The 25,179-nt window shown below is 46.1% G+C and carries 15 protein-coding genes; 9 read left to right on the top strand and 6 right to left on the bottom strand.

From position 1 onward, the window contains the following. The first annotated feature begins 21 nt into the window (after nt 1–21). From JX312_RS00435 to JX312_RS00425, 3 genes are all read left to right on the top strand, one after another. Nucleotides 22–3,183 (top strand): glycoside hydrolase family 2 TIM barrel-domain containing protein, encoded by a 3,162-nt coding sequence (locus JX312_RS00435; RefSeq protein ID WP_204456492.1) that lies wholly within the window; start codon nt 22–24, stop codon nt 3,181–3,183. Further along, nucleotides 3,170–5,098, top strand: a complete 1,929-nt coding sequence (locus JX312_RS00430; RefSeq protein ID WP_204456490.1) for a trehalase family glycosidase — start codon at nt 3,170–3,172, stop codon at nt 5,096–5,098. Before JX312_RS00435 ends, JX312_RS00430 begins: the two co-directional genes overlap by 14 nt. A 319-nt stretch (nt 5,099–5,417) precedes the next feature. Next, nucleotides 5,418–6,014 (top strand): YqgE/AlgH family protein, encoded by a 597-nt coding sequence (locus JX312_RS00425; protein ID WP_124029691.1) that lies wholly within the window; start codon nt 5,418–5,420, stop codon nt 6,012–6,014. Nucleotides 6,015–6,054: 40 nt separating this feature from the next. Here JX312_RS00425 and JX312_RS00420 read toward each other — a convergent pair whose 3' ends face one another. The 6 genes from JX312_RS00420 to glpA form a co-directional block, all read right to left on the bottom strand. Next, nucleotides 6,055–8,265 (bottom strand): alpha-galactosidase, encoded by a 2,211-nt coding sequence (locus JX312_RS00420; protein WP_204456488.1) that lies wholly within the window; start codon nt 8,263–8,265, stop codon nt 6,055–6,057. Between the two features lie 108 nt (nt 8,266–8,373). Beyond that, entirely contained in the window at nt 8,374–9,237 is an 864-nt protein-coding gene (locus tag JX312_RS00415) for an HAD-IIA family hydrolase (protein ID WP_123405859.1), read from the bottom strand. A gap of 43 nt (nt 9,238–9,280) precedes the next feature. After that, entirely contained in the window at nt 9,281–10,834 is a 1,554-nt protein-coding gene (locus JX312_RS00410) for an MFS transporter (RefSeq protein WP_204456486.1), read from the bottom strand. 32 nt (nt 10,835–10,866) lie between these two features. Continuing rightward, nucleotides 10,867–12,111 (bottom strand): anaerobic glycerol-3-phosphate dehydrogenase subunit GlpC, encoded by a 1,245-nt coding sequence (glpC, locus tag JX312_RS00405; RefSeq protein ID WP_123405854.1) that lies wholly within the window; start codon nt 12,109–12,111, stop codon nt 10,867–10,869. 12 nt (nt 12,112–12,123) lie between these two features. Further along, a complete protein-coding gene (gene glpB, locus JX312_RS00400) occupies nt 12,124–13,365 on the bottom strand; it encodes an anaerobic glycerol-3-phosphate dehydrogenase subunit GlpB (RefSeq protein ID WP_204456484.1) in 1,242 nt (413 codons plus the stop codon). After that, the gene (glpA, locus tag JX312_RS00395) at nt 13,362–15,011 is read right to left on the bottom strand and encodes an anaerobic glycerol-3-phosphate dehydrogenase subunit A (protein ID WP_204456482.1); all 1,650 of its coding nucleotides are present in this window, start codon (nt 15,009–15,011) and stop codon (nt 13,362–13,364) included. Before glpA ends, glpB begins: the two co-directional genes overlap by 4 nt. A gap of 272 nt (nt 15,012–15,283) precedes the next feature. On the opposite strand from glpA, the gene JX312_RS00390 reads away from it, so the two are divergent. The 6 genes from JX312_RS00390 to JX312_RS00365 all read left to right on the top strand — a co-directional run bounded on the left by JX312_RS00390 (nt 15,284) and on the right by JX312_RS00365 (nt 25,079). After that, on the top strand, nt 15,284–16,051 hold the full coding sequence (locus JX312_RS00390; protein WP_123405847.1) for a DeoR/GlpR family DNA-binding transcription regulator: 768 nt from the start codon (nt 15,284–15,286) through the stop codon (nt 16,049–16,051). A gap of 479 nt (nt 16,052–16,530) precedes the next feature. Further along, nucleotides 16,531–17,496, top strand: a complete 966-nt coding sequence (locus JX312_RS00385; protein WP_204456481.1) for a BACON domain-containing protein — start codon at nt 16,531–16,533, stop codon at nt 17,494–17,496. A gap of 76 nt (nt 17,497–17,572) precedes the next feature. Further along, on the top strand, nt 17,573–18,838 hold the full coding sequence (locus JX312_RS00380; protein ID WP_204456479.1) for a BACON domain-containing protein: 1,266 nt from the start codon (nt 17,573–17,575) through the stop codon (nt 18,836–18,838). A gap of 18 nt (nt 18,839–18,856) precedes the next feature. Next, the gene (locus JX312_RS00375) at nt 18,857–21,808 is read left to right on the top strand and encodes a TonB-dependent receptor (protein ID WP_204456477.1); all 2,952 of its coding nucleotides are present in this window, start codon (nt 18,857–18,859) and stop codon (nt 21,806–21,808) included. Nucleotides 21,809–21,839: 31 nt separating this feature from the next. Then, nucleotides 21,840–23,489, top strand: a complete 1,650-nt coding sequence (locus tag JX312_RS00370; RefSeq protein WP_239653741.1) for a RagB/SusD family nutrient uptake outer membrane protein — start codon at nt 21,840–21,842, stop codon at nt 23,487–23,489. 54 nt (nt 23,490–23,543) lie between these two features. Beyond that, a complete protein-coding gene (locus JX312_RS00365; protein ID WP_128707655.1) occupies nt 23,544–25,079 on the top strand; it encodes a calcineurin-like phosphoesterase family protein in 1,536 nt (511 codons plus the stop codon). The last annotated feature ends 100 nt before the right edge of the window (nt 25,080–25,179 follow it).

The following is a 25,179-nucleotide window of genomic DNA, read 5'->3' as shown; positions in this document are numbered from 1 at the left end:
CCAGAAAATCGCGTAACCAACATGAATACAGAGTTTAACAATTTCGCATTAACAGATTTTAAGAGACGCCAGTGTATATCTGTGGCGGTTCTGTCGTGTGCATTGTCCGCAGGTGCGGGTGTGCCTTGGCAGGATCCGACAGTCAATTCAATCAACAGGGAGGAAATGACGGCACATTTTATACCGTTTATCAATGAAAAGTTTGCTCTCGAATCCAGAAATCTTCCTGCTGACACAAGATATGATGTGAATCCTGCGGCAGAGCGACGGATATCGCTTGACGGCAAGTGGAAATTCCGCTATTTCAGGAATGCTTCCCTTTGTCCGGATGATATTCATCTTTCAGGATTAAAAAACGCACGGGACATAGAAGTCCCGGGAAGCTGGGAATTGCAGGGATTCGATTCTCCGATTTATACAGATACGCGTTATCCCTTTCCTGCCGATCCCCCTTTTGTGCCGTCCGATTATAATCCGGTAGGAGTTTATTCCAGAAATTTCTCAGTGCCGTCCTCATGGAAAGGAAATGATGTATTCATCGATTTCGAAGGGGTCGAGTCTGCCTATTATGTATGGGTTAACGGAAAATTTGTGGGATATGCCGAAGACAGTCGTCTTCCGTCTCGCTTCAGAATTAACGATTATCTCAAGTCGGGGAACAACAGACTGACCGTTAAAGTGTTCAGATACAGTGACGGGTCATATCTTGAAGGTCAGGACTATTGGAAATACAGCGGCATAGAACGAAGCGTATATCTTTGTGCGCGACCCAAGAGCCGGGTGAAGGATTTCCGTATTGAAGCCACGCTCGTGAATGGCTATAAGGACGGACAACTGTCGCTTGACATACGGATGACCGCGCCTGAAAAAGGACAGCGTATTTCTGTTAAAGTGCTTGACCGTGACAACGAGATATATAAGTCGGAATATTCATTGCGTTCTGTTTCGGACACCTTGGTTCGATTCGACAAATATGTGGCGAATGTCAGACCCTGGAATGCTGAAACGCCGAATATCTACACGCTTGTTGTGACGCATCTTGACGCATCAGGCACTCAGCTTGAGTCATTCACCCATCCTTTCGGTTTCCGCACTGTGGAGATGAATAACGGTCGTCAGCTAATCAACGGAAAAGCTGTTCTTTTCAAGGGAGTGAACCGTCATGAACATGACGCGCACAAGGGGCGTACGGTGTCGGTATCCTCTATGCTTGAAGATATTCGCCTGATGAAACTCAACAATATCAATGGCGTCAGAAACTGTCATTATCCCAACAATTACGCGTGGTATGAATTATGTACCGAATATGGACTGTATCTTGTTGATGAGGCGAACATAGAGAGTCATGGGATGCAGGATCATCCGGACGGCACGCTTGCGAACTATCCTGAATGGGAGGGCGCGTTTATCGAACGTTTCAGCCGTATGATGGCACGTGACCGTAATTTTACATCTGTGGTGACATGGTCAATGGGTAATGAGTCCGGATATGGCAGGCATTTTGAAACGCTTTATGATTATTCCCACGCCAATGACAGCACTCGTCCCGTGCAGTATGAAGGTGGAGGATACAATGCGAAAAGTGATATCTATTGTCCTATGTATCCGAGAGTATGGTCACTGCGCCGTCATGTAAATCAACTCGATGATCGCCCTTTGATAATGTGTGAATACGCCCATGCAATGGGCAACAGTGTCGGCAATCTTCATGATTACTGGGATCTTATTTATAAATATGACCAACTTCAAGGTGGGTTCATATGGGACTGGGTGGATCAGACTTTTGAAAAACGAGATGAAAAAGGGCGGAAAATATGGGCATTCGGCGGAGATATGGGCTTTGCAGGCGTTGTGAATGACTCCAATTTCTGCGCCAACGGACTTGTTGATGCCTCGCGTGTGCCACATCCTCATCTTGCAGAGGTAAAGAGGGTGCTCCAGTATGTTGAATTCAGTCCCGTGCCATTCAGTAAGACGGGAGTAGAGGTGGAGAATCGGCATGATTTCATTTCTTTGAATGATTATCGACTTGTTTGGCGGCTTGACGGAGACGGAATCATGGTCAAAGAAGGAGAATTGGATCTTCCGTTTATAGCCCCTGGTGACAAAAGAGTAGTGAATATACCATTGGAACAGTTGCCTTCGGATGGCAAGGAGTATTTTCTTACATTGTGGGCAGTTACAAAGAAGGATTCTCCAATGGTACCTGCTGGTGAAAAGATGGCAAGCGGTCAGTGGATTGTGCGTCCTGGATCCACGGAAATCGGGCAGAACACAACAGGTGGCAAACTCACGGTTGACAGAAAAGATGGGAATATATTTGTTTCCGGTGCGGCAACTTCTATTTCGTTCAGCGAATCAGACGGCTTCATGCATTCATGGATTTCCGGAGAACAGGAAATGATAAAGTCTCCGCTTGTTCCCAATTTCTGGCGTCCCCTCACGGACAATGACATCCCTAACGGCCATCTTGAACGTTGCGGGGTCTGGAGAACCGCTCCTGATTCATTGAGACTTGTGAAGTTTGCATGTGATGAGACCGAATCCGGTGCTGTTCGTGTCAGAGCGTCATATGAAATCCGTCATCTTGATGTGACTGTTGATCTTGAATACAAAGTGGCTTCCGACAATTCGGTAAAAGTAGACATGCGTTTTGTGCCGGGATGCAGACCATTGCCCGAATTGCCGAGACTTGGCATGACAATGGCTCTTCAAGGTGGTTATGACAACATGAAGTGGTATGGCAGAGGACCTCACGAAAGCTATCCGGACCGCAAGTCTTCCGCTCTTATAGGGCTGTACGAGTCAAAGGTATGGGAACAATATCATCCTTATGTTCGTGCCCAGGAAACGGGGAACCATTGTGATGTGCGCCATATGTCGCTTGTTGACAATAGCGGTTGTGGAATTTCCGTCGCAGCCGAGATTCCTTTCAATGCAGGTGCATTCAAGTTTCCTATGGCGGATCTTGAATATGTGCCTGCGATGATCGAACGCCGACATGGAGGCAGTATTGCGGAAAAGGATATTGTCACACTTAACATAGACCATCTTATGATGGGTGTGGGGGGGGACAACACCTGGGGTGCCCGAGTTCATCCTGAATACTCGATAATGCCCCTTGAACGCTCGTTCAGCTTTGTTTTACGACCAGTAATATCAGATAGTCATGTTACGAAATAAGCATAACATATTTACAATAACGGCGATGGTTCTTGTCGCCGTTATCTCCCAGTCCTGTTCAAAGGCATCCGCTTCCTCTGAACGTCGGTATGACTTCCCGAACATATTCGATATATCCTATACTCCGGACACTCTGCATCGTCACTACGGTCTGTTCACAGATGCGGGTTCATGGATAGGTTTCACCCCTCCTGAGAAAGAGAAATGGATAAATGGGTTCTGCGGTCCTTACAGTATTGACATGAACAGGCGAGAATGGCTGGCGAAGTGTGCCGTTACTGTATCCGGCATGGATTTGGGCATCAGTCTCAAGGATTCGGTGTGTTATTATCCGGGTGAGCTTGTCATTTCTTCGGAATATAAGAATGGCGCAATCACCCAGCGGTTAAATTTCATTGATGCCAACACGATGTTGCTTACTATAGATAATTCTCTTCCCGGAGGTCTCGCATTTACAGGAGATGGATGGGCTGCGGAGATGAAACTTAGCCAGACCGGTAACTCTGTTATCAGTGTGCATCCTACTGGAGAAACGGTTGTAATTACCTTTCCCCAGAATGTAAAGCTGAACGTGGATAATGGAAATTATCAGGCGAACGCACCGCATCAGAACCGTAGCTATGTAAGTGTCGCTTTCTTTTGTTCTCCGGAAGAAGCATACGCAGGGTTGAACAAGAGTGTGGATGTTCTTGAAAATCCGTTGTCGGCACTTGAATCCAACAAACTTCGTTGGGAAGGGTATCTCACATCTACGCTTCGTGATGACATGCCTGCCGAATATGACCGCATAGCCGTTAAAGCGATGACCACGCTTGCTTCCAACCACCGTGCCGCGAGGGGAGGACTGCTGCATGACGGAATAATTCCAAGTCATGCGGTAGGATATTTCGTTGGGCTGTGGGCGTGGGACAGCTGGCGCTTTTGTGCCGGTGCGGCGAGCTTTGACCCTGAACTCGCAAAAAACAATATCCGGGCGATGTTCGATTATCAGCAGCCCGATGGCATGATAATCGACTGCATCTATACCGATCCTGCCGAAAACAATGCCCGTGACAGCAAGCCGCCGCTGGTGTGCTGGGCGGTTGATAAAATTTATGAGGCTACCGGTGACAAGGAGTTTCTGGCTGAAATGTATCCTCAGCTTATGTCATACTACAAATGGTGGTATGCCAAGCGTGACCATGATCGAAACGGGATGTGCGAATATGGATCTACCGATGGAACCCTTGAAGCTGCGGCATGGGAAAGCGGCATGGATAACGCAATACGTTTCGATGATGTGGAAATGCTTGCGAATGATGGTTATGACGATGCATGGAGCATGAATCAGGAAAGTGTTGACCTTAATGCCTATCTTGCTCATGAGTGCGGTTTCCTAAAAAAGTTCGCAGGAATACTTGGTGAGAAGTTCGATGCCCCGGACTATGGCGATAAGATTGCGGATTATTTCTTTGATAGCCGTCGCAATTTCTTCTTTGACCGCAAGATAAAAGACAGTACATTTGTCGGTGATCCCGGTTGTGAGGCATATACTATGCTATGGACAGGCATCGCAACACCGGAACAGGTTGCAAAAATGATGCCTCTTCTCACGGATACAGCCAAATTCTCAACATATATACCGTTTCCTACAGTTGCTGCCGATAACCCCAAATATAATCCACGCGGTTACTGGCGCGGACCGATATGGCTTGACCAGACATATTTTGCGATAAGCGGTCTGCGTAATTACGGTTATGACGATCTTGCCGATGCTTATACACGTCAGGTGTTTGACCGTCTGGAGGGATTGAAAGAGGGATTGCCTATACATGAAAACTACGACACACATACCGGCAAGCCTCTCAAAGCTCCTCATTTCAGCTGGAGTGCCTCACATCTGATAATGCTTTATAAGGAATATACAGGTAAATAGGGTAGTATCTGAACAATAGATTCAGGTTAACGCATTGACATTTTAAATGCTTATGGGAGAACCGAAAGATTTCAGACAAATCTTTCGGTTCCCTTATAAATCACTTCATGGATTAGTTCTGCATTCTTGGGACTTTAATGAGAAATCAGTCATTTATACGAAATAGCTAATTTACATTTATAGCATCAGGTCTGATTCTAAAATCACGAACTTTTTAAAAGAAATCTTATGTCTGATATGTTATATAGTTAGACAATGCATACGTAAGGCGCAAAAGCTCATAAGTATGTAATTTACATCAGAAGGTAAAATATTTATCATGGATTTAGAATCAATCATATATAAGGACCCGACAATCGTAAATCCGCAGAAGGGAGATCTGCTGATTGCAGAGCCATTGCTTGACGAACCGTATTTCAAACGCAGTGTAATTCTCCTTCTTGATGAGGATAATAATCAAGGTCACATAGGTCTTGCTTTAAACAAAATAACTCCAGTGTCTCTTCAGGATCTTTTCCCCGACTGGAAAGCGGGTGCCGAAGTGCCTGTTTACAGCGGCGGTCCGGTTGAGGCAGACAGGCTTTTTATGTTGCACACTATGGGTGACAGATTCGAAGGTTCCATGGAAGTGTCGCCTGGTCTTTATGTGGGTGCTAAACTTGACGACATAATCGACTATATCAACAATAACAGATATGCAGATGGTAATATCAGGTTTTTTCTTGGATATAGCGGTTGGAGCCGAGGACAACTGACTTCGGAAATATTGAAAAACACATGGGCATTAAATCCAAACCCCGGTCATACGGATGTATTGACCGGGGCTGAAGACTTATATTGGAGAAGGGAAGTCAGACGGCTTGGAGAGAAATATCGGAGCTGGCTTCTTGTGCCTTCAAATCCTGCATTCAACTGATATCAGGTGTCTGAACTCGTCTTAAATTTTATGCAGCTTCTTATTTTTCTGTTAGATAGAGAACGCGGCTTGACCAGTCAGTCTCGTTCTTCTTGGCAAGCTTGTGGTTCACCGGAATCTCAAGACCATTTTCCATGAGGAATTTTCCGGAAAATGATTTGCCTTCGAATGAAAGCGGTTTAGTGTCGATCCTGTTCAGTTCATGAACCACGTATTCTTTTTCCGGATCAAGACCTTTCATGGTTATGCGCGGAAGAATCTCGTTGCGGAAAGCGCGTGTTTTCCACCAGTAGAATACTGCCTTGTCTTTTTCCGGAGCAACATACATCAGAGATGCCGCACCTTTTTCATCGTAGGGCGAAAGAAGCCTATAAATATCACCGAACTGCACGACAGGTCTGATTTGTTTGTATTCGGCTATAGCGCGTTTTGTCTGCTCTTTCTCTTCTGCCGTCATATCATCCGGTTGGATTTCCATCCCAAGTCTGCCGCTCATCGCAACGTCTGTCCTGTATTTAATAGGTATAATGCGGTGGGTCTGATGGTTTGGCGAAGCACTGATATGCGATCCCATTGCTATAGCCGGGAAGAAATAGGAGGTTCCCCACTGCATGTATATTCTTTGCAGCGCATCGGTGTTGTCTGATGTCCAGAACTCATCGAACCAGGGGAGAATGCCGTAATTCACGCGTCCACCGCCTGAAGCGCAAGCCTGAATGGTCACATCAGGATATTTTGCGCGTATTCTCTGCAGTGTGTTCTGGAGTCCTTTCTGATATCCGATGTAGAGATGACTCTGTTTGTCGGCGGGAAGATATTGCGAGCCATGATTCTCGATGTCCATGTTTGCATCCCATTTTATATAGTCTATTTCAGGATATTTGGTCATGAGAGTGTCGACAATGTTAAATACGATGTCCTGCACTTCCGGATTCGACATGTCAAGAATCAACTGTGTCTTGCCGCGCCCGAATTTTGCTTTGCGGTTAGCAGGTTTGATAATGTATTCGGGATGCTTTTCAAAGAGTTCGCTCTTTGAATTGACCATTTCCGGTTCTATCCATATGCCGAACTTGATACCGTTCTTTTTTGCCTCGTCGACGAGTCCCTGTATCCCGCCGGGAAGTTTGCGAGTGTCGACTGTCCAGTCTCCCAACCCTGCGGAATCATTGTTGCGCGGATATTTGACACCGAACCAGCCATCGTCCATGACGAACAATTCGCCTCCCATGGCGGCTATATTTTTCATCATGTTTGCCATTCCCTTCTCATTGATGTCAAAATACACACCTTCCCAGGAATTGAGGAGTACTTTGCGCGGAGTGTCTCCATGAGCCAGACGGTGGTTGCGCCCCCATTTGTGGAAACTGCGGCTGACACCGCTGAGTCCTTCGTCGCTCCATGTCAAGGCAAGGGGAGGGGTTACAAACGTTTCGCCTTTGCCGAGCTTATAGTGTGAATCCTCTTCATTGATACCGGCAAAGAAGTGGTGGCTGTCTGTTTCATCGGTATCTATACGCAGTTTGTAGTTGCCACCGTAGCATAGTGCTGCTCCTATTGTTCTGCCGGTGTTCTCCTGAGGTTTGCCGTCAAGAGAAAACATTACCTCAGAATGGTCAAAACGCGAGTTGCGGACTCCTTCATGGCTTTTGATAACTTTCATTCCGCGCGTGAGAGGTTCTTCTGTCAGCCTTGTCTCATTTCCCCAGGCTCCATGAAGTGACGACAGCCATACGTTGCCGCTTCTGATGGGGAGATATCCTGAAGCAAAGCGCGTGAGGGTGACAGGTGATTTTTCATTGTTTGTGATTTCAGACCAGGTCTCCATCACGTTCTCGTCTTTCCAGGTCTTGTAGTTGACTTTTACTACTACCGGATAATGTGTGTCTTTAAGTGTCACGGTCGTGATGTCGGCACCGTTGTCGTGAGTGGAAGATATTCCGTCGACAACAAGGTCGAGAGTCATGTCACCATCGCTGTGAATCATCGCTATCGCCGTTTCAGGCAAAGTGATCATTCCATAATCGGGATATGCTGAATAAATTTTTCCGCTTGCAGAGCGCAAAGCCGCCGCATCGTTTTCAGAAATTTTTCCGCCGTAATAGAGATGACGCAGTTTTTTACCTTTCTCCGCTTCAAGAACAAGAGAAGTGTTTTGCGTGTCTATCTTTACATTTTTTGCAGATATCTCAGTAACAGTGATACTTGATACTATTGTTGCAAATAGTAAAGTTATGGATTTCCAATTCATAAATGATGATGATAACTATTAAAACTATTAAAACTAATGAAAATTATGAGAGGTAAATTATTTTGATTCTGATTTTTCAATAGAGACAATTGAACCGCATGATTCAGATTACTCTTTGCGTGCCTCTTTAAGCAACTCACAGAACTCCGCTATGCTTTCGGCAGTTATGTCCGGTTGCGGGTCAGATTTCATCGCTGTCTCAAGAGTTGTCTCTCCGGAAAGCACCAGCACACCGAGTGAGCCTGCGTTGCGTGCCGTGGCAACATCGGTATATATTCTGTCACCGCACATCGCCACCTCTTCCGGCTTCAATCCCTCGCGGAAGCAGATTCCTGAAAGCATATCTGGATTGGGTTTGCCGATTACGGCATCCGGTCTGCGTCCTGTGGCATGCTCGATACATGCGCATAACGAGCCGCAGTCAACAAGCACAGTCTTCAGGTCTGTAGGACACACCCTGTCAGGATTGGTCGCGATGTAAGGAATCCCCTCGGCTGCAAGCCATGAGGCATGACAGAGCTTCGGGTATGTCAGTGTCGTGTCAAACGCGACAACGAGGCAGTCCGGTTTCTGTCCGGGATCGTCCGGCATGAGTTCGAATCCGGCATTACGGAATTCTTCTTCCATACTCGGGGTGCCGACAACATAGAGTTTCCTGGCTTCGGGCATCTTGTCGCGCAGGTAATCAATCGCAGCAACAGATGAGGTATACATCTCCTCAGGTGTGGCTTTGATGCCAAGCTTTTCAATTTTCAGCAGATAATCGGCAACGCTCTTCGTCGGATTATTTGTAAGGAAAGAGTATTTTATCCCCATCTCCTCAAGATCTTTCAGAAAACCCAAGGTGAATGGAAACAATTTTGAACCTAAATATATTGTTCCGTCCATGTCAAGAGCCACATGCTTTATCTTACGGCATTTTGCCATAAGTTCTTCATGTCCGAACGGAGAATGATATCTGTTAAATTCCATTTTCTTGATGCAGGTTATTTTTAATTGCTTTCTTTAAACTTAATTATATGTCGGCATCATCGTTGGTTACATTACCTTCGATTTTGTTTACATTAAGGGCTTCAGCCTCAAGTGAAGCGTAGAATTTATTGGAACGTTCGTAGCCGTCGCGCGGCGCGAGCCACATAGTAAGGAATGTGACGGCACCGAGACATCCTACAGCTATGATGATATAGAACACCATGTTCCAGCCCCAGTGATCGGCAACGATACCGATACCGATAGCCGACAGGAAAGAACCGACGTATCCGAAAATACCGGCGAGACCGTTGGCTGTAGCCGAAGCTTCCTTGGTGGCATGGTTTGCTGATGCGATGCCAATGAGTGCCTGAGGACCGTAGATGAAGAATCCTGCCATTGCAAGGATTATGATAGAGACAATAACCGGGAGGCCGGGCATGAAAATGAAGGCACTCATGAAAATTACAGCACAAACCATGCAGACAAGACACATACGGTGGGCTTTACCCTTGAAGATATGGTCAGTTGCCCATCCTGCACCGATTGTTCCTACGATTGCGAATATCTCGAACACACCTACAGACCATGCCGCATCTTCAATGCTCATGTTGCGTGCCTCAGTCAGGAATTTAGGACCCCAGTCAAGTATACCCATACGCATCACGTATACGAAAATGTTGGCAATGCAGAGAGTCCATATCCAACGGTTCGTCCAGACCATTATCTTAAGGAATTGCTTGCGTGACGCAGGTTTTCCTTCCGCCTTTTCACTTACGCCTGTTTTAGTTCCCGGAAGTTCGGGAAGACCGACTGAACGAGGGTCGTCACGGAGTCCGAAGTAGAGCCATAAGGCACCGCATAGAGCGATTCCTGCCGGAATCCAGAAGCAATATTTCCATGCATCCCAATGCTGCGCATATCCCATGATGGTCTTTAAATGATCTTCATTTGAGGGATCCAGGTTAAGGTTAGCGGCGATGCGGGCTATAATGCTGTGGTCAGAACTGAGGTCTGTACCCATAGTTCCCATTATGTATCCGCATACGACAACAGCGAGTGCCGCTCCAATTGAATGTGAGGTATTCCATATAGACATCTTTGTGGCAAGCTGCGAGGGGTGTATCCAGCAGGGTAGCAGGCGTGCGCACGGCGGATAACCGACACCCTGAAACAGCTGGTTGCATATGATTGTCACCGCCATTACCATCACGAGCATATTGATAAAATCCGGACCGGCGTCCACTCCTGTGATCCAGCCGCTGATGTTCACTCCGAAGCCGAACGCAAGGTTTGACAATGCGCATAAAAGAAGACCTATCGCCATTATCACTCGTGCGCTGAAACGGTCAACAATGAAGCCGTTGATGAACCGCGACAGACCGTATACAAGAGATCCGATACCGATAACGATACCGAAACTCGTGTTTGATATGCCATATTGGGCGGTAAGTCCCGGCATGGCTATCGAGAAGTTTTTACGCACGAAATAGTAAATGGCATAGCCTATCATCGAGACGACGATCGTGCGGAGCTGCCAGTGCTGGTATTTTTTTATCGTTTGCTTATCCCAGCCTTCAAAGATGTTTTCTTTTGACATGATGTAGTTTTATCGAAAAGTATTAGATAGTTCTAAAGTAGTCCGTTTGCCAGCATTGTGGCTTCGACATCGAGGGCTTCGGCAATCAGTGTGATCGGATTCTCCACTTTTGCACCGGTACTCATCTCAATCTGCCATTTGCAGGTCTCGCAGTCTGTGGCAACAACATCAGGATGCTCGTTCTCGATCGCTTCGAAAAGTTCTGCCCCGATTTTCTGTGAGTATTCGTAGTTTTCTTTCTTGAAACCGTATGTTCCGGCTATGCCGCAGCATTGTGAGGGGAGCGGCACAAATTCGATGCCGGGAATCATCTTCAGCAATCCTGTGGAATATGCCGCCCAACCAAGCTTCTGCATGTGGCAGGGTGTATGATACGATATACGTTTCTTGTAATCGTTGCGGAACACAAGTTTTATTTCACCGTCATTTATCTTGCGCGACAGGAATACTGTTGCCAGCATTATGTCAGAGCGCACATCGGAATTTTCCAATCCGAGAAGGTGCGGATATTCATCGCGGATGGTAAATGTGCATGTCGAACTTGTCGAGAGTACCGGCATATCCTGCTCTACAGCCTCGCGTATTGATTTCAGATTTATTTCCGCATCGTGCTTTGCTCTTGAAATCAGTCTGTTGGCGATTTTTGCCACACCGCAACATTTCTGTTTTGAGAGAGGCAACACACCGTATCCTACTGCATTCAGTATCTTGACGAGGTCTTTGCCGAGAGAAGGATTGTTATAGTTCACATAGCATCCGTGAAAATATGCTATGTGTTTCTGGAATTTTTCCTGTTCCGGCTGAATTTTCTTCAGATATGTCGAGAACTTGTGAGATGCGTATTTGGGGAATGTACGGTGTTTGTCAACACCGATAATATCCAGTCCGGCTTTTGCTATACCCGAGCTAAGCACCGGGTTCACGATGGGAGCGAAAGCTGTGGCGAGATTTCCCATGACATCCGTTTCGGCAAGCATGTGGTCACGCAGTTTCGGCGGTTTTGTGTCGTATTTGATTCTTGCACTTTGAATAATGTCGCCAATCTTCACGTTTGATGGACATGACACTTCGCATCGTTTGCAATTGAGACAGTATTTCAACGCCTTATCATAAAAATCAGGGCTTTTCAGACGATAGCGTTCGCCATCGGGACCTGCCATTTTAGGACCCGGATAATCCGGATTTACCGTCATTACAGGACAATATGCCGTGCATATGGTGCATTTGATGCATTCCTCAAAATTATTGGCGCTAATATTTTGTTCCTGATAATTCATTTCAATGTGTCTTTAAATATTCATAGCAAGGTCTGCGGTGTGAAGGCCTGTAAGTATAGCTGTTCCAGCTCCTGAATCTTCCTTGAGAGAATTGCAGTGGGCGAGTGTCGAGCCTGCGACAAAGAGATTCTTGATTTTTATTCCCTTTAACGAGGGGTGAAAATCATTGTCAATTTCAACGCCATATTCCATATAAGGTTGAGCGTCAAAGAAATTAAAGGCATACCATTCATCGCGATTGGAAGAATAATTCACATCAAGTCCGAATACAGGTTCGTAAAAATCGTGTGGATTTGATTTGATTCCTTCTCCGAAGATATTGCCGGAAGCAAGTATAAATGCATCCGCATGAAGATGGTCTTCCCCGAAGTTGGTAGTTACCAATGCCTTGACCATTCCGTCTTCGATAATCCCTTTTTCCACTCTGTCACCGAGAAGGTATGTACCACCTAATTTCTCGAAGTAGTGCTGGAGAATATGTTGAGCGCGCAGTCCTGGAACAGAAACGGGAATTGTCGGCACACAATAAAGAGGATTGTTTACCATTTCCCGCATTCTGTCGAGCTCACGCTCATCATTGATGCCTATTACTGCCGGAATAAGAACTGACTCGTCCTTGTCGGCGCATGAGTTGATTTTAGAGGCGAACTCTTCAATGGTCGCGCGGTCCATCTGTTTGGCTATGGATGCTGCGCGCATGTCAAAGTTGGATTCGCGAAGATGTGTCAGACGCTCGAGATATATTGTCTCTACTCTGCAGCATACCCCTTTCTTCTCAAGATTCTCTACCATGAAAGCCGGATAACTTTCGAGAAAACCCTTTATTGATACAATGAGGGCTTTTTCGAACGGTTTTTCATCAGGTTTGCTGAATGTGGGGAGTCCGTTAAGAGTAAGCCAGGAAGGACGCGGTTTGCCGAAAGGAGTAAGTGTGAAATGATTTGCCTCTGCCGAGCCGGTTACGGTTATACCGGCTTTCTGAAGCATCGCAGGTACTTCTGTCGCAAGTCTTTTGACCCGCTCCTTGCCCATAAGACGGTATGGATGTCTCTCCGGAAGACAGTCTATTTCCTCCAAAGGATTAAGAACAGTCTTGCCTCCGTTTTTACCGATAAGTCCGAATGATCCGGCGAAAAAGTGCAAAGCACTCTGTCCGGAAGACACAACTGCCGTTTTCTTACCCTGCTCCGCCAGTCTGATTCCTGCGGAAAGTCCGCAAAGTCCGCCTCCAATAATTATATAATCGAATTTCATTGCGCAGAAGTAATTTTAGTTTCATCACTGTTTTCAGTCTCCATTCCGCATACGCCTTCATATATACATGAAGTGAAATACGCTTCGGCGAGGGAACGTCCCCATGCTACCGGTCTGACTCCCTTCCATCGTTCCTGTAAGAATGACTTCAGGTCAGTTATGGCGCGTTCGTTGCCGAATTCCGAACCTAATATCGCCGCCGCCCTCGACGCGCATATTCCACCCTGGCATGTCCCCATGCCGAGACGTGTGCGACGACGTAGATTCACAAGGTTATTGACATGAAGGGTGTCGATGGCATATTTTATTTCGCCGACCGAAACCTGCTCACATTCGCAGACAAGCGCGTCATCGGCGTCAGAGTCATATTTTATCAGGGATGACAGGGAACCGTGACGTTCGCGTGCCGCAATCTGTCCGGTGCCCATGTCGATGATGTGTCTTTTGGAGTCTGACGGGTTCTCCTTTGTGAGCTCAGAACCGGGAAGCGGGTCTACGGCTGTCGTGCATGCCGCATCGACTCCGAGTTTTTTGCAGACCATGTCGGTTGCGGTTTCCGCCATCAGGCGGTATGTCATTAGCTTGCCGCCGGAAATGGTGACGAATCCTTCGACTCCATCACGCGTTGCATGGTCAAGACATACGATGCCTCGGGAGATCTTTCGTCCCGTCGGGTCTGAATCATCTGCAATGAGAGGTCTTACTCCGGCATATGCTCTGAGTATTCTTGTCCATGAAAGGGAGGGTACAAGCTGACAGCCTTGATTGAGGAGAATGTCAACTTCCTCCTGAGTCACTTCCATATTGTCAACCTCGTCATAGGGTATTCTGCTGGAAGTAGTGCCGATGAGTGAAATGGTATCGCCAGGCACGAGAATATCTGCGTCAGCCGGTTTGCGACAGCGGTTGATGACCATATTGTTGACACGGTGCCCGAAAATCAGGAGCGCTCCCTTTGCCGGGAACATATTGATTGTGATTCCTGCCTGTTGTGCAATGCCATGGCTCCAGATGCCGCCGGCATTGACAGTGATTCGCGCTCTGATTTCCTTCTCTTCGCCCGTGATCGAGTTTCTGACCTTCACACCGATTACCCTGCCGTTATCCTGAATCAGCTCCACCACCTCATGGTATGTGAGCACATCTGCTCCATGGATGCGGGCGTCAAGAACGTTTGCGGTCGTGAGACGGAAGGGATCTATCGCTCCGTCAGGAACGTATACCGCACCGATTATATCCGGATTCACAGCCGGCTCTATGCGTATCACGTCTTTGGGGTCAAGCTGGCGGGCATTGATTCCGGCAGCATGGCATGATTCTATGAATGTCTTCTGATAACCCAGGTCATCTTCTGGCAAAGTCACAAAAAGTCCGCCGGTCTCTTCAACGCAGTGAGCGGCAATTTTGCGAAGAATCATGTTTTCCCGGATGCATTCGGTAGCAGACTCGTGGTCTGTCACTGCATAACGGGCTCCACTATGTAGCAGACCGTGGTTTCTGCCGGTCGCTCCCGCCGTGAAGTCAAGGCGCTCGATGAGCATGACTTTAAGACCACGCTTTGCGCAGTCTCTGGCAGTTCCGGCACCAGTGGCGCCGCCACCGATCACGATCACATCGTATTCTTTGTTTTTCAGGTCGACATTCATTTATTATACCGTAAGTCAGGTTTCGATGTTATACAAATTTGTTTTCACTGCAAAAGTAAATAACTTTCTTTTAATAAGCAAAAATATTACGAAAAAAATAGGTTTTTACATTGAGTTATTTGAAAATTTAACGTTTACCTTATACTTTAGGTTGAGTAGCTGCTATTCTTTAATATCAAGAAAATATCGGAAAAATACAAATTTAACATATTTTAAAGGTTGTATTGCAACTCTTTTATTAATTTTGAAAGAAATATAGATAATAGAGCATAATGACAAAAGAAGAGAGACATAACCTGATATTTCAGACACTTCTGAGACAGGAGTCTGCATCTGTAGGGGAACTATCCGCCCAGCTGCAGGTATCTGCCGTGACAATACGCAAAGACCTCAGTGAGCTTGAGGCGGCGAAAAAGTTATATCGAAGCCATGGAAACGCAATTCTTATTGATCCATACATCAACAATAGAACGATAAGTGAAAAGGCAAAGCTTGCGAGTCATGAGAAAAGTGTAATAGGGTATTATGCGGCGCAGCTTGTGACCAAAGACGATTCCATCATAATAGCATCCGGCACAACTATGCTGTCGTTTGCACACAGCATAGAGCCCAAACATCACCTTACGGTGGTTTCTGCATCGCTGAAAGTATCTGAGGCGCTTGGTCCCAAGGAGGCTGTGGATGTGATTCAGCTTGGCGGTACATTACGCAGAAGCAGTTTGTCTGTGGTAGGACGCACTGCGGAGGTTTTTCTTGACGATATGGCATGCAGCAAGCTTTTTCTCGGAGTAGACGGTTTTGATCCCGGATTCGGAGTGACAACAACAGACATACGCGAAGCAGATCTTAACAAAGCCATGATGCGTGCTGCGCAAAAAACAATAGTTCTTGCGGACTCTTCCAAATTCGGAAGACGAGGATTTGTCAAAATTGCAGATTTTGACGAAATTGACATGCTTATCACTGATTCGCGTCTTCCTGACAAAGCAGCTACTTCGCTTGAGTCGCTCGGTGTTGATCTGCATATTGTGGATATTTGATTTGAAAACCGAAGTCCAAGCGTGATATATAAATTATAAAAATCTCATTTGCAGAAGATAAACTCTGTAAATGAGATTTTTTATAATGTCTTTTTGTTAATCTTACATAATCCAAGTTGTCATTTTGAAGCTCTATTGTGTCAATTGATACTTATTAACATGAAATATTATAATATTCATATTTCTTAACTAAAAAAAGTTTTGTATCCTCAGTTTAGGATGTAATTTTGCAACGTAAATAATCAGATACCCATTTTTTACATACACAAACGTATTTAGTTTTAAATTGAAATTTCCGATGTGCATTTATTTTAAATGAGGATGCGAGGTTTTTCCTCGTGTTTTTGACCCTACTCCGCAGACAGAGCTCCATAAGTCTCTCTGAGCGGTGTCCCCCTGATGTATATATGCCGAGAGATGACATATATTGAAGAACATAATAATTAAATTTCCATAAACCATAAATTTCAACCAACAGAATGAAAGTAACCAAACACATCATGTTCGGCGCAATCTTCGCGGTCGGCATGACGTTTACGTCTTGCGGAGTGGATGACAATACAAAAGATGTTCTTCCGCGTCTGAACGTAGACAAATCTATTGTGCAGGTGATTCAGGATGGAAAGCTGAAGTCGGGTTCACCGGCAACCATCAACATCACCTCCAACAAAGGCTACACGATAACGAGTGACAGCGAATGGCTGAGCGTGGACCGACCCGAAGGTCAGGGACGGGTCACAGTAGAGATTGTAGCTGAACCGAATGAATCAGGAGCGGAACGTACGGGCCATCTTAAAATTTCATCGCTGAATATTTCTGAGATAGTCACAGTCAATCAGAATCTTGAACTTAATCTTGATGACAAACTCGAAATCGGACATGTTTATTTCTATGACGATTTCCACTGGGCAATAGACGGTTCTGATGCGGTTGCGATAAAAGCAGCTGGAGACCAGCGTAATATCTACACTTATACCGCATGGACCGGAGATGATCCCCTCCCTGTGTTCAAAGCTAATTACGAGGACTTCAATTCAAATGCCAAAACCGTTTACACGCAAGACGGCTATCTTAAATTCAACAAGACAAACACCCTCACCGCGATTTCTCCCAAGGTAAATGGAGTCGAGTTCGGCAAGACTTCGGCAGTTCGAGTCAGCTTCAGAGCGGCTTTTCAGGACAAAAGCACCAAGATTGCCGTCGGTGTGATAGGGCAGGGACAGATCAAAGACAGCGAGCAAATCGAAGGGGGATGTGTCAGCCCGCAGCTTATCACGCCTGATGCCACATGGAAATGGTATGATGTTTCTGTGGATATTGCAGGTCTGGCAGGAGAAGATAAAGTTGTTGTCGGACCTATTGAGTTCATTCGCGACAACGTTACAAGCTCAGGAACATTCCGATGGTTCCTCGATGACCTTAAAATCGAGAAAATAGCGAATTGATACAACTGATGCAAACAACGGGAACTTTCTGCATTCAGGCAGTTCCTGGAAATACTACTGATTTTCAAACATAATCATGAAACTGAAAAAATTATTAAGCATAGCTGTTCTCTCGTCTGTGACAGCGGTTTGTGCCGTGTCGTGCAGTGAAGACGAGTTGCCGGGTTTTGTTCATGCCGACAAGCGTGAGGTTAAACTTGAAAATACGGGTCTTACATCTTCCGGAGACCAGGCTCTTGTGGTGTTGGCGGCAAACAACGACTGGCATGTTTCGCGCAAAGACGAATGGTTGCACATATCGCATGAGTCAGGAGCGAGAGGCAGACACAATCTATTTATTTCGGCAGATCCTAATACATCGTCAAAAAGCCGTCTCGGTTTTATAGAGATCGACATGGCAGGGAAGACAGAGCAGTTTGCAGTGACACAGAGCGGATTTGACTATATCCTCGAGATAGACAGGACAAGTATCGAACTTGATATTGACGGGGCGGCAACACAACCTGGTTCACATATGATGACAGTGACAGCAAACTCATCATGGACAATAAATGTTCCTTCAGATTGCGGATGGCTGAAAGTGACTCCCGCGAGCGGAGAGGCAGGCGAGACTCCTGTCGTTTTCTCTGCCGATGAGAATACGAGTGGTGCTGACCGCATGGTTTCTCTTACTATAATCGAAGGAGACATGGAGAAGACATTCAGTGTAAGTCAGTCAGGCACACGAGTGATGTTTGATGACAAGACTGTCGGATTTGTATATTTCACCGATGATATGGCATGGGCAACAGGTGGAAACGACCAGGTAGGATCTATAAATGGTTCTGCAAATTCAACACTTCCGATCTATAGCGCGGCTAATGCCGGTATAAAGGTTGAATTTGACAAGAGATATTTCGATTTTAACGCTTCCGGATCATCAGTATATGCCGCCGATGGTTATCTTAAGTTCGGCAAGGGAAACAACCAGAATGCATTCATGCTCAAGGAGCCGCTTGATATTCCTGCGGATAAAAAAGCGAATGTGGCGATATCTTTCCGTCTGGCTAAAAACGGAACTGACAAGTTTACAGTTTCCGTTGCCATCGATGGTCCCGGAGAAATCGAGAATGCAGTCAACGACGAACTAAGTCTTAGCGCGCCTTGTGTGCCGGTGGATAATTCCGACAAGACAATAAACTGGCAGTGGAAAGACTTTACCGTAAATGTAAACGGAGTCACAGCTGAAACAAAAATAGTAATCGGTGAGACACAATACATAATCGATGGTTTTAAGACCCGTTCTGGATATTTCCGTGGATTCATCGATGACATCAAAGTGACAAGAACAGCCAACAACTAACCAATATCAGGTAAATAAATGAAACTCAAGATAAGAAACAATAAATACACTCGGTTCTATTGCGTTTCGGCGCTTTTGGCGGCAGGCTCGTTTGCAGCGATTGCCGAAGAGATTTCCGGAACCGTATTCGATAAGGACGGTGAGCCGATGATCGGCGCTACGGTAATGGTAGAAGGCACCAGAAAAGCCGTGGTAGTTGATATCGATGGAAAATTCAATATTGACGCTGATCCCGGTCAATCCTTGAAAATCACATATGTAGGCATGATGGGTCAGACCGTAAAGGTTCAGAAGGGTAAGACTACTTACGAAATCATTCTACAGAGTGATGACCAGACCCTGGAGCAAGTGGTAGTGGTCGGATACGGCACCATGGAGAAGAAGAGGGTGACGTCTTCCATAACATCCATTTCAGGCGACAATCTTATGACGGGTCTTGGCGGCTCCACAGTAGCCACTGCTCTTCAGGGAAAAGTGTCAGGTCTGACAATAGGCGGTTCTTCATCGCCAAACTCGACCAATGACTATCAGTTGAGAGGTGTGTCTTCTGTCAAGGCGGGAAATTCTCCTCTTGTGGTTATCGACGGAATACCGGGTGGTGACCTTCGTGCCGTCAACCAGGAGGATATCGAATCTATCGATGTGCTCAAAGACGCATCCGCGGGAGCCATATATGGTACACGTGCATCGGCAGGTGTGATTCTTGTCACCACCAAAAAGGCGAAAGAAGGGAAGGCAACCGTGACGTACAACATGGAACTGTCTGTAGAGAGCGCACGCAAACGGCTTGAAACACTCAACTCTCAGGAATATATCGAGCTCGGGCGCGGATATGATTACGGATATGACACAGACTGGTATCATCAGCTTACACGCAATAATCCCTTCTCTCACCGTCACTCCGTGACAATGACAGGAGGAACCAAGGCACTTCAGCTTTACAGTTCTCTTTCATATTCCGATCAGAAAGGTATTGTGATCGGAGACGGTCGAAAGGATTACTCGGCGCGTCTTAACGGAAGATACTCATTGTGGGATAATCGTCTTCAGATCGGATTGCGCATGCAATACCGCGAGGCACACCGTGACCAGCGCAACAGTGCTGGTGCGTTCGAGCAGGCACTGGCGCTTAATCCGACAACTCCGCTGATGGATCCCGAGAATCCCTTCAGATATAATGTGAATCAATACGGCATAGGAACACTATATAACCCTGTGGCAAACATCAACGACCAGGAATATTCAGGCACAGACCAATGGTTTATGGGAGACGCAAACATAAAGTTTGAGATTCTTCCCGGTTTCAATATACAGGCTACAGCCGGTGTTGACCGACGCCAGTGGGTAAAGACACTCTATTACAACCAGTATCATCGTTACAGCGTCAATTCTGGAAAGCTCGGGCAGGGTTCTCACAGCTATAGCAAATCAATGAATCTGTCTTATGAGGCATATGCGTCGTATACTAAAGATTTTCTCGATGATCATCATATCGATGCTGTTGCCGGATGGAGCTTCTTCGAGGAAAAAGGCACAGAGGCATTCAGCATGACAAACCGCAACTTTATAGTTGACGGAGTCGGTCCATGGGATATGGGTGCAGGTTCGGATCTTACCGACGGATATGCGGAGATGTCTTCAAGCAAGTCTGCCCGCGAAAGACTCATGTCTTATTTCGCTCGTGTCAATTATTCATATGACGACAAATATATAGCAACAGTGAGCTATCGCCGCGAGGGAAGCTCCAAGTTCGGAAAAAATCATCGTTGGGGAAATTTCTGGTCTGTGTCTGCCGGATGGCGTCTTAACAGAGAAAAATTCCTTCAGGATGTAGAGTGGCTCAATGACCTCAAACTTCGTGTCGGATATGGCGTGACCGGTAATAATAATTTCGGTTCGGGCTACACAGTTAGAAACTATGACCAAAGCGGCATGTTCCCTAATCCCGGAGGAGTATGGGTCCCCGCATATGGTTCTGCACGCAATATCAATCCTGATCTTAAATGGGAGGAAAAGAAGGAGCTTAATGTCGGTGTGGATTTCTCGTTCTTCGGAGGTCGCCTTTCCGGTAGATTCGACTGGTACAACCGCAGGGTGGACAACATGCTTTTCTCTGTTACGGCTCCGGTGCCTCCTATGGTGCAGAAAACCGTAATGAAGAATGTCGGAACTCTTGACAACAAAGGATGGGAGTTCGAGCTTTCGGGACGCATATTCCAGCAGGCTGATTTCGATTGGGATGCTACGGTGCGTTTCAGCCAGAGCAGCAGTAAAATCAAGAACCTTGGAGAAGCCGGTTCGCAGATTCTGTCTGACGCACTGCCGAGCTCAATGGGATATACACACAAAATCGTGAACGGTCAGGAAATCGGTAAATTCTGGCTATTCAAATATGCGGGTCTCGATGAAAACGGAAAATGGCTTATATATGACAAAGACAACAACATTGTTCCTGCCGCCGGCAACACCACAGACGAGAACAAGCATTATGTCGGCAACGGTGTTCCCAAGCTGATTTTCTCGATGGATCACAATTTCCGTTACAAGAATTTCGATCTCGGGATCAGCTGCCGTTCATGGATCAAATATGATGTGTTTGACGAGACTGAGCTTTACTATGGTCTTAAAGGACAGCAGGGAATCAATGTGCTTAAGTCTGCATATGGCAAGAACGCCGCCATCAACGATAACCGCATAACAACCGATTACTTCCTTCAGGATGCGACATTCTTCAAAATCGATGCAATCTCGCTCGGCTATACCCTTGACCTGTCGAAATGGCAGAAATATGTCAGCAGTGCGCGTTTTTACGTTACCGCCCGCGATGTCGCAACTTTTACCAGATACAAGGGGTATAATCCGGAGCAGAATGTAAACGGACTCTTCCCCGGACTTGCAGGTTTCCAGGATGTCCGCTCCATGTATCCGCAGACGATACGCTGGACTTTCGGTATGCAGCTTAAATTTTAATCTTCATTAATTTGATACATTAAAGATGAAAATGACTAAAATAAAATATATGGCGTTGGCAGCTGTCGGCACATTCATGATGTCTTCTTGCGATCTCGATGAGAAATTCTACAGCGAGGTGACGCCCGATAACTTCTTCACAAGCCCGGAGAGCGTTTATGCTGTTCTTGCCAAACCTTTCGATCAGTGGCGCTATTACCATAATGAAAAGAACAATTGGGTTCTCGAAGAATTAACAACAGACGAGATGGCATGTCCGGCACGAGCCGGTGACTTCTACAATGGCGGCGAGTACCTTCGTTATCATTATCACACATGGAATACAGCCGACAGGTTTATTGTTAACAACTTCAATCAGCTCAACTATGTGATAGCACGTTCGCTTGAGGCGCGTGAAGATCTTGCCGGCGTTAATTATCAGTCTGTAGGTCTTACTGAAGAGGAGAAGGCTGACCATCTCAATCAGATCAACACTCTGATCGCCTATTGCTATATGCGAGGCTTGAATTCATATGGAGGTCTGCCTATCTATACAAGCAGCCAGGACAAACCTAAGGCAAGGAACAGTCGCAAAGAGAATTTCGATTTTATCGAGTCTGTTCTTATCGATGCAATTCCCAAGCTCAAGCCGCGTGTCTCACTTTCAGAAGCGCAGAACGGATATATAACCCGCGGAACCGGCGCAATGCTTCTGGCGCAGCTTTATCTCAATGCAGATGTGTTTATAGGAGAGCCCCGCTATTCGGATGCGGAAAAACTTCTTCAGGACATATATGAAGGAGTGTATGGAAAATATGAGATAGATCCGAGCTGGAGCGGTCCTCACGATTTCGACAATGACCGCTCGACGGAAGCCATGTGGTATGTGCCCTCACAGACTACAAAAAAAGAGTTCGACGGTCTTTACCGCTTCATGTTCATAGCAGATGCGAAAACTTATTTCGATTGCAATGTGCTTGCGAATCCCTACAACGGATATCAGCTTGCACCTTCATATGAGAAAGAGGGTGTGGAACTTGTGTCAAAACTTGGTCGCACATATTCGAAGTTCCATGATCTCGATCTGAGGAAGAAACCATATGTATATAACGGCAACAAGCAGTATGAAGGAATGTTCTGTGTAGGTCTTCAGAAGAATCCTCACACAGGCAAGGTTGCCAAAGGCACAAAGCTTCAGAACGGGAAAGAGATGGTGCTCGTAGATTACATCAACCGCACAGGCAACAAGAGCGACATGATGGAGGGTGATGAGAATTCTGGAATCCGTCTTGTTAAGATGCCGGTTTCCAATTCCGCTGACAAGGATATTCTTTTTGACGCCGATTTCCCTGTGATTCGTTTCACCGAGGTTGTCTATAATCTTGCCGAATGTAAATTCAGAAGAGGAGACAAGAAAGGAGCGGCAGAACTTATCAACGAAGTCCGCAAACGTAATTTTGCGAATGGAATCGATCCGGATCCTGTGACTGAGGCAAATCTTGACATATATCGTCTTGCTGATGAATATATGATTGAATTTCTCGGTGAAGGACATCGCCGTACAGACCTGATCAGGTTCGGTCTCTTCACCACTGAATCTTGGTGGGATCATACGCCCACGGATGACACAAAGAAGGTGTTCTGCATACCATTGGAAGCAATACAGGGAAATCCTTTGCTGCAGCAGAATCCCGGCTACTGATCGATTTTATGATGAAACTTGTTGATCAAATCTTTTAATACAGGAATAAGGTATATGATTCTTAATAATATTATCAGATATAATTTCTTCGCTGCGGGTATGCTGGCAATAACGCTGGCATCCTGCTCCGAGAAGGAGGTTCCGGTCGCTCCAAATGGCTATGACCGTGATGAAGTGACTATAACCCATCAATTCGGCAAAAACCTCGCAGGTCGCGTTACGGTAGACGGTGTTCCCCGTGCCGGTGTTGTTGTCAGTGACGGAATAAATGTCGAACTCACCGATGAGAGGGGTGAGTATCAGATGTATACCACACGTCAGCATGTGTTTGTGTCGGTTCCGGAAGATTGCGAGATTCCGGTTCTTGACGGTCTGCCAAGATTCTATAAAGTACTTGATTTTTCCGTTGACGCAAAGATCCAGCGTGATTTCAATCTGCTTTCCGCGCCAAAGAAAACAGAATGGACGCTGATGGCAGTAGCGGATCCTCAGATTGGCAATGACCAGGATATAAGTGATTTTTCTGAATATATACTTTCTGATTTTTCGGAGTTCACACAGCCCATTAGTGAAAATACATACGGCATATCGCTTGGTGATATTGTCTGGAACAAACCGGAGCTCTTCTCGACCTATAAGACTCTGATGGGACGCACTCCCGTTCCCTCTTTCTCGGTTATCGGCAATCATGACCATAACGAGAGTGTGAAGAATGATACTGAAAGTGATGCGGATTTCAGAAATGTGCTCGGTCCGACATATTACTCAGTCAATATCGGAGATTACCATATGGTAGTGCTTGATGATGTGCTTTACAGCGGAGAGACAGGGCGTAATGACTATGCCAATACTATCACTCAAGAGCAGCTTGACTGGCTTGAGAAAGATCTTTCGCATGTTTCTAAAGATAAAGGTCTTATTGTGGCTTTGCATATCCCTACGGCAAGATGGAACAGACCAAATAATCTTACCAACACACAGGCTCTCTATGATCTGATAAAGGATTTTGATAATATCCAGATAATTTCAGGGCATGCTCACAATCAGTCGACAGTCGAGATAGCTCCCAATATGACAGAATATAATTTCGCGGCGGCTATGGGTGCCTATTGGTATCCTTTATGCAGCGACGGCACACCGCGCGGTTACGGCGTGTTGAAATTCAACGGTAACAAACTGGTTGACGTGAAGTATAAATCAGCCGGTTTCCCTGATGATTATCAGATGAAGCTATATGCTCCGAAAGATGCAGTGTTGTGCCAGCCTTCGGGAAATGTCGGAGATCCGTTTGACCAGATACTTGTCAATGTTTTCGCATGGCATCCTAAATGGACTGTCGAGATTCAGGAAGACGGCGGCAGCTGGAAAACGCTTTCAAATGTTCAGGCGCAGGATCCGGATGTGAGAAAGAGTCTGGTATATGATGAAGATGACAAGAAATGGTATATACCGTCAAACCACAACGGCGCGCAGATTGCCACGACAAATCATATGTTCCTCTATCGGCCGGCACCGGACTGGCGCAGTGTGACAGTCCGCGCTACAGACCCGTTCGGGAATGTCTATACTTCTACGCTTGATAGTGACTGACACTAACTTACAATTGTAGCAGAGAAGGGGAGAGGTGTTATGTCTGTCCCCTTCTCTTTATTATTCTTTATTTGTTTAATTTCATTGCAAAATAAAATAT

Source organism: Barnesiella sp. CU968 (genome assembly GCF_905219685.1).
Lineage (GTDB): Bacteria > Bacteroidota > Bacteroidia > Bacteroidales > Muribaculaceae > Lepagella > Lepagella muris_A.
The sequence above is the reverse complement of the archived record's forward strand: the minus strand, read 5'-3'. Positions and strand labels throughout refer to the sequence as shown.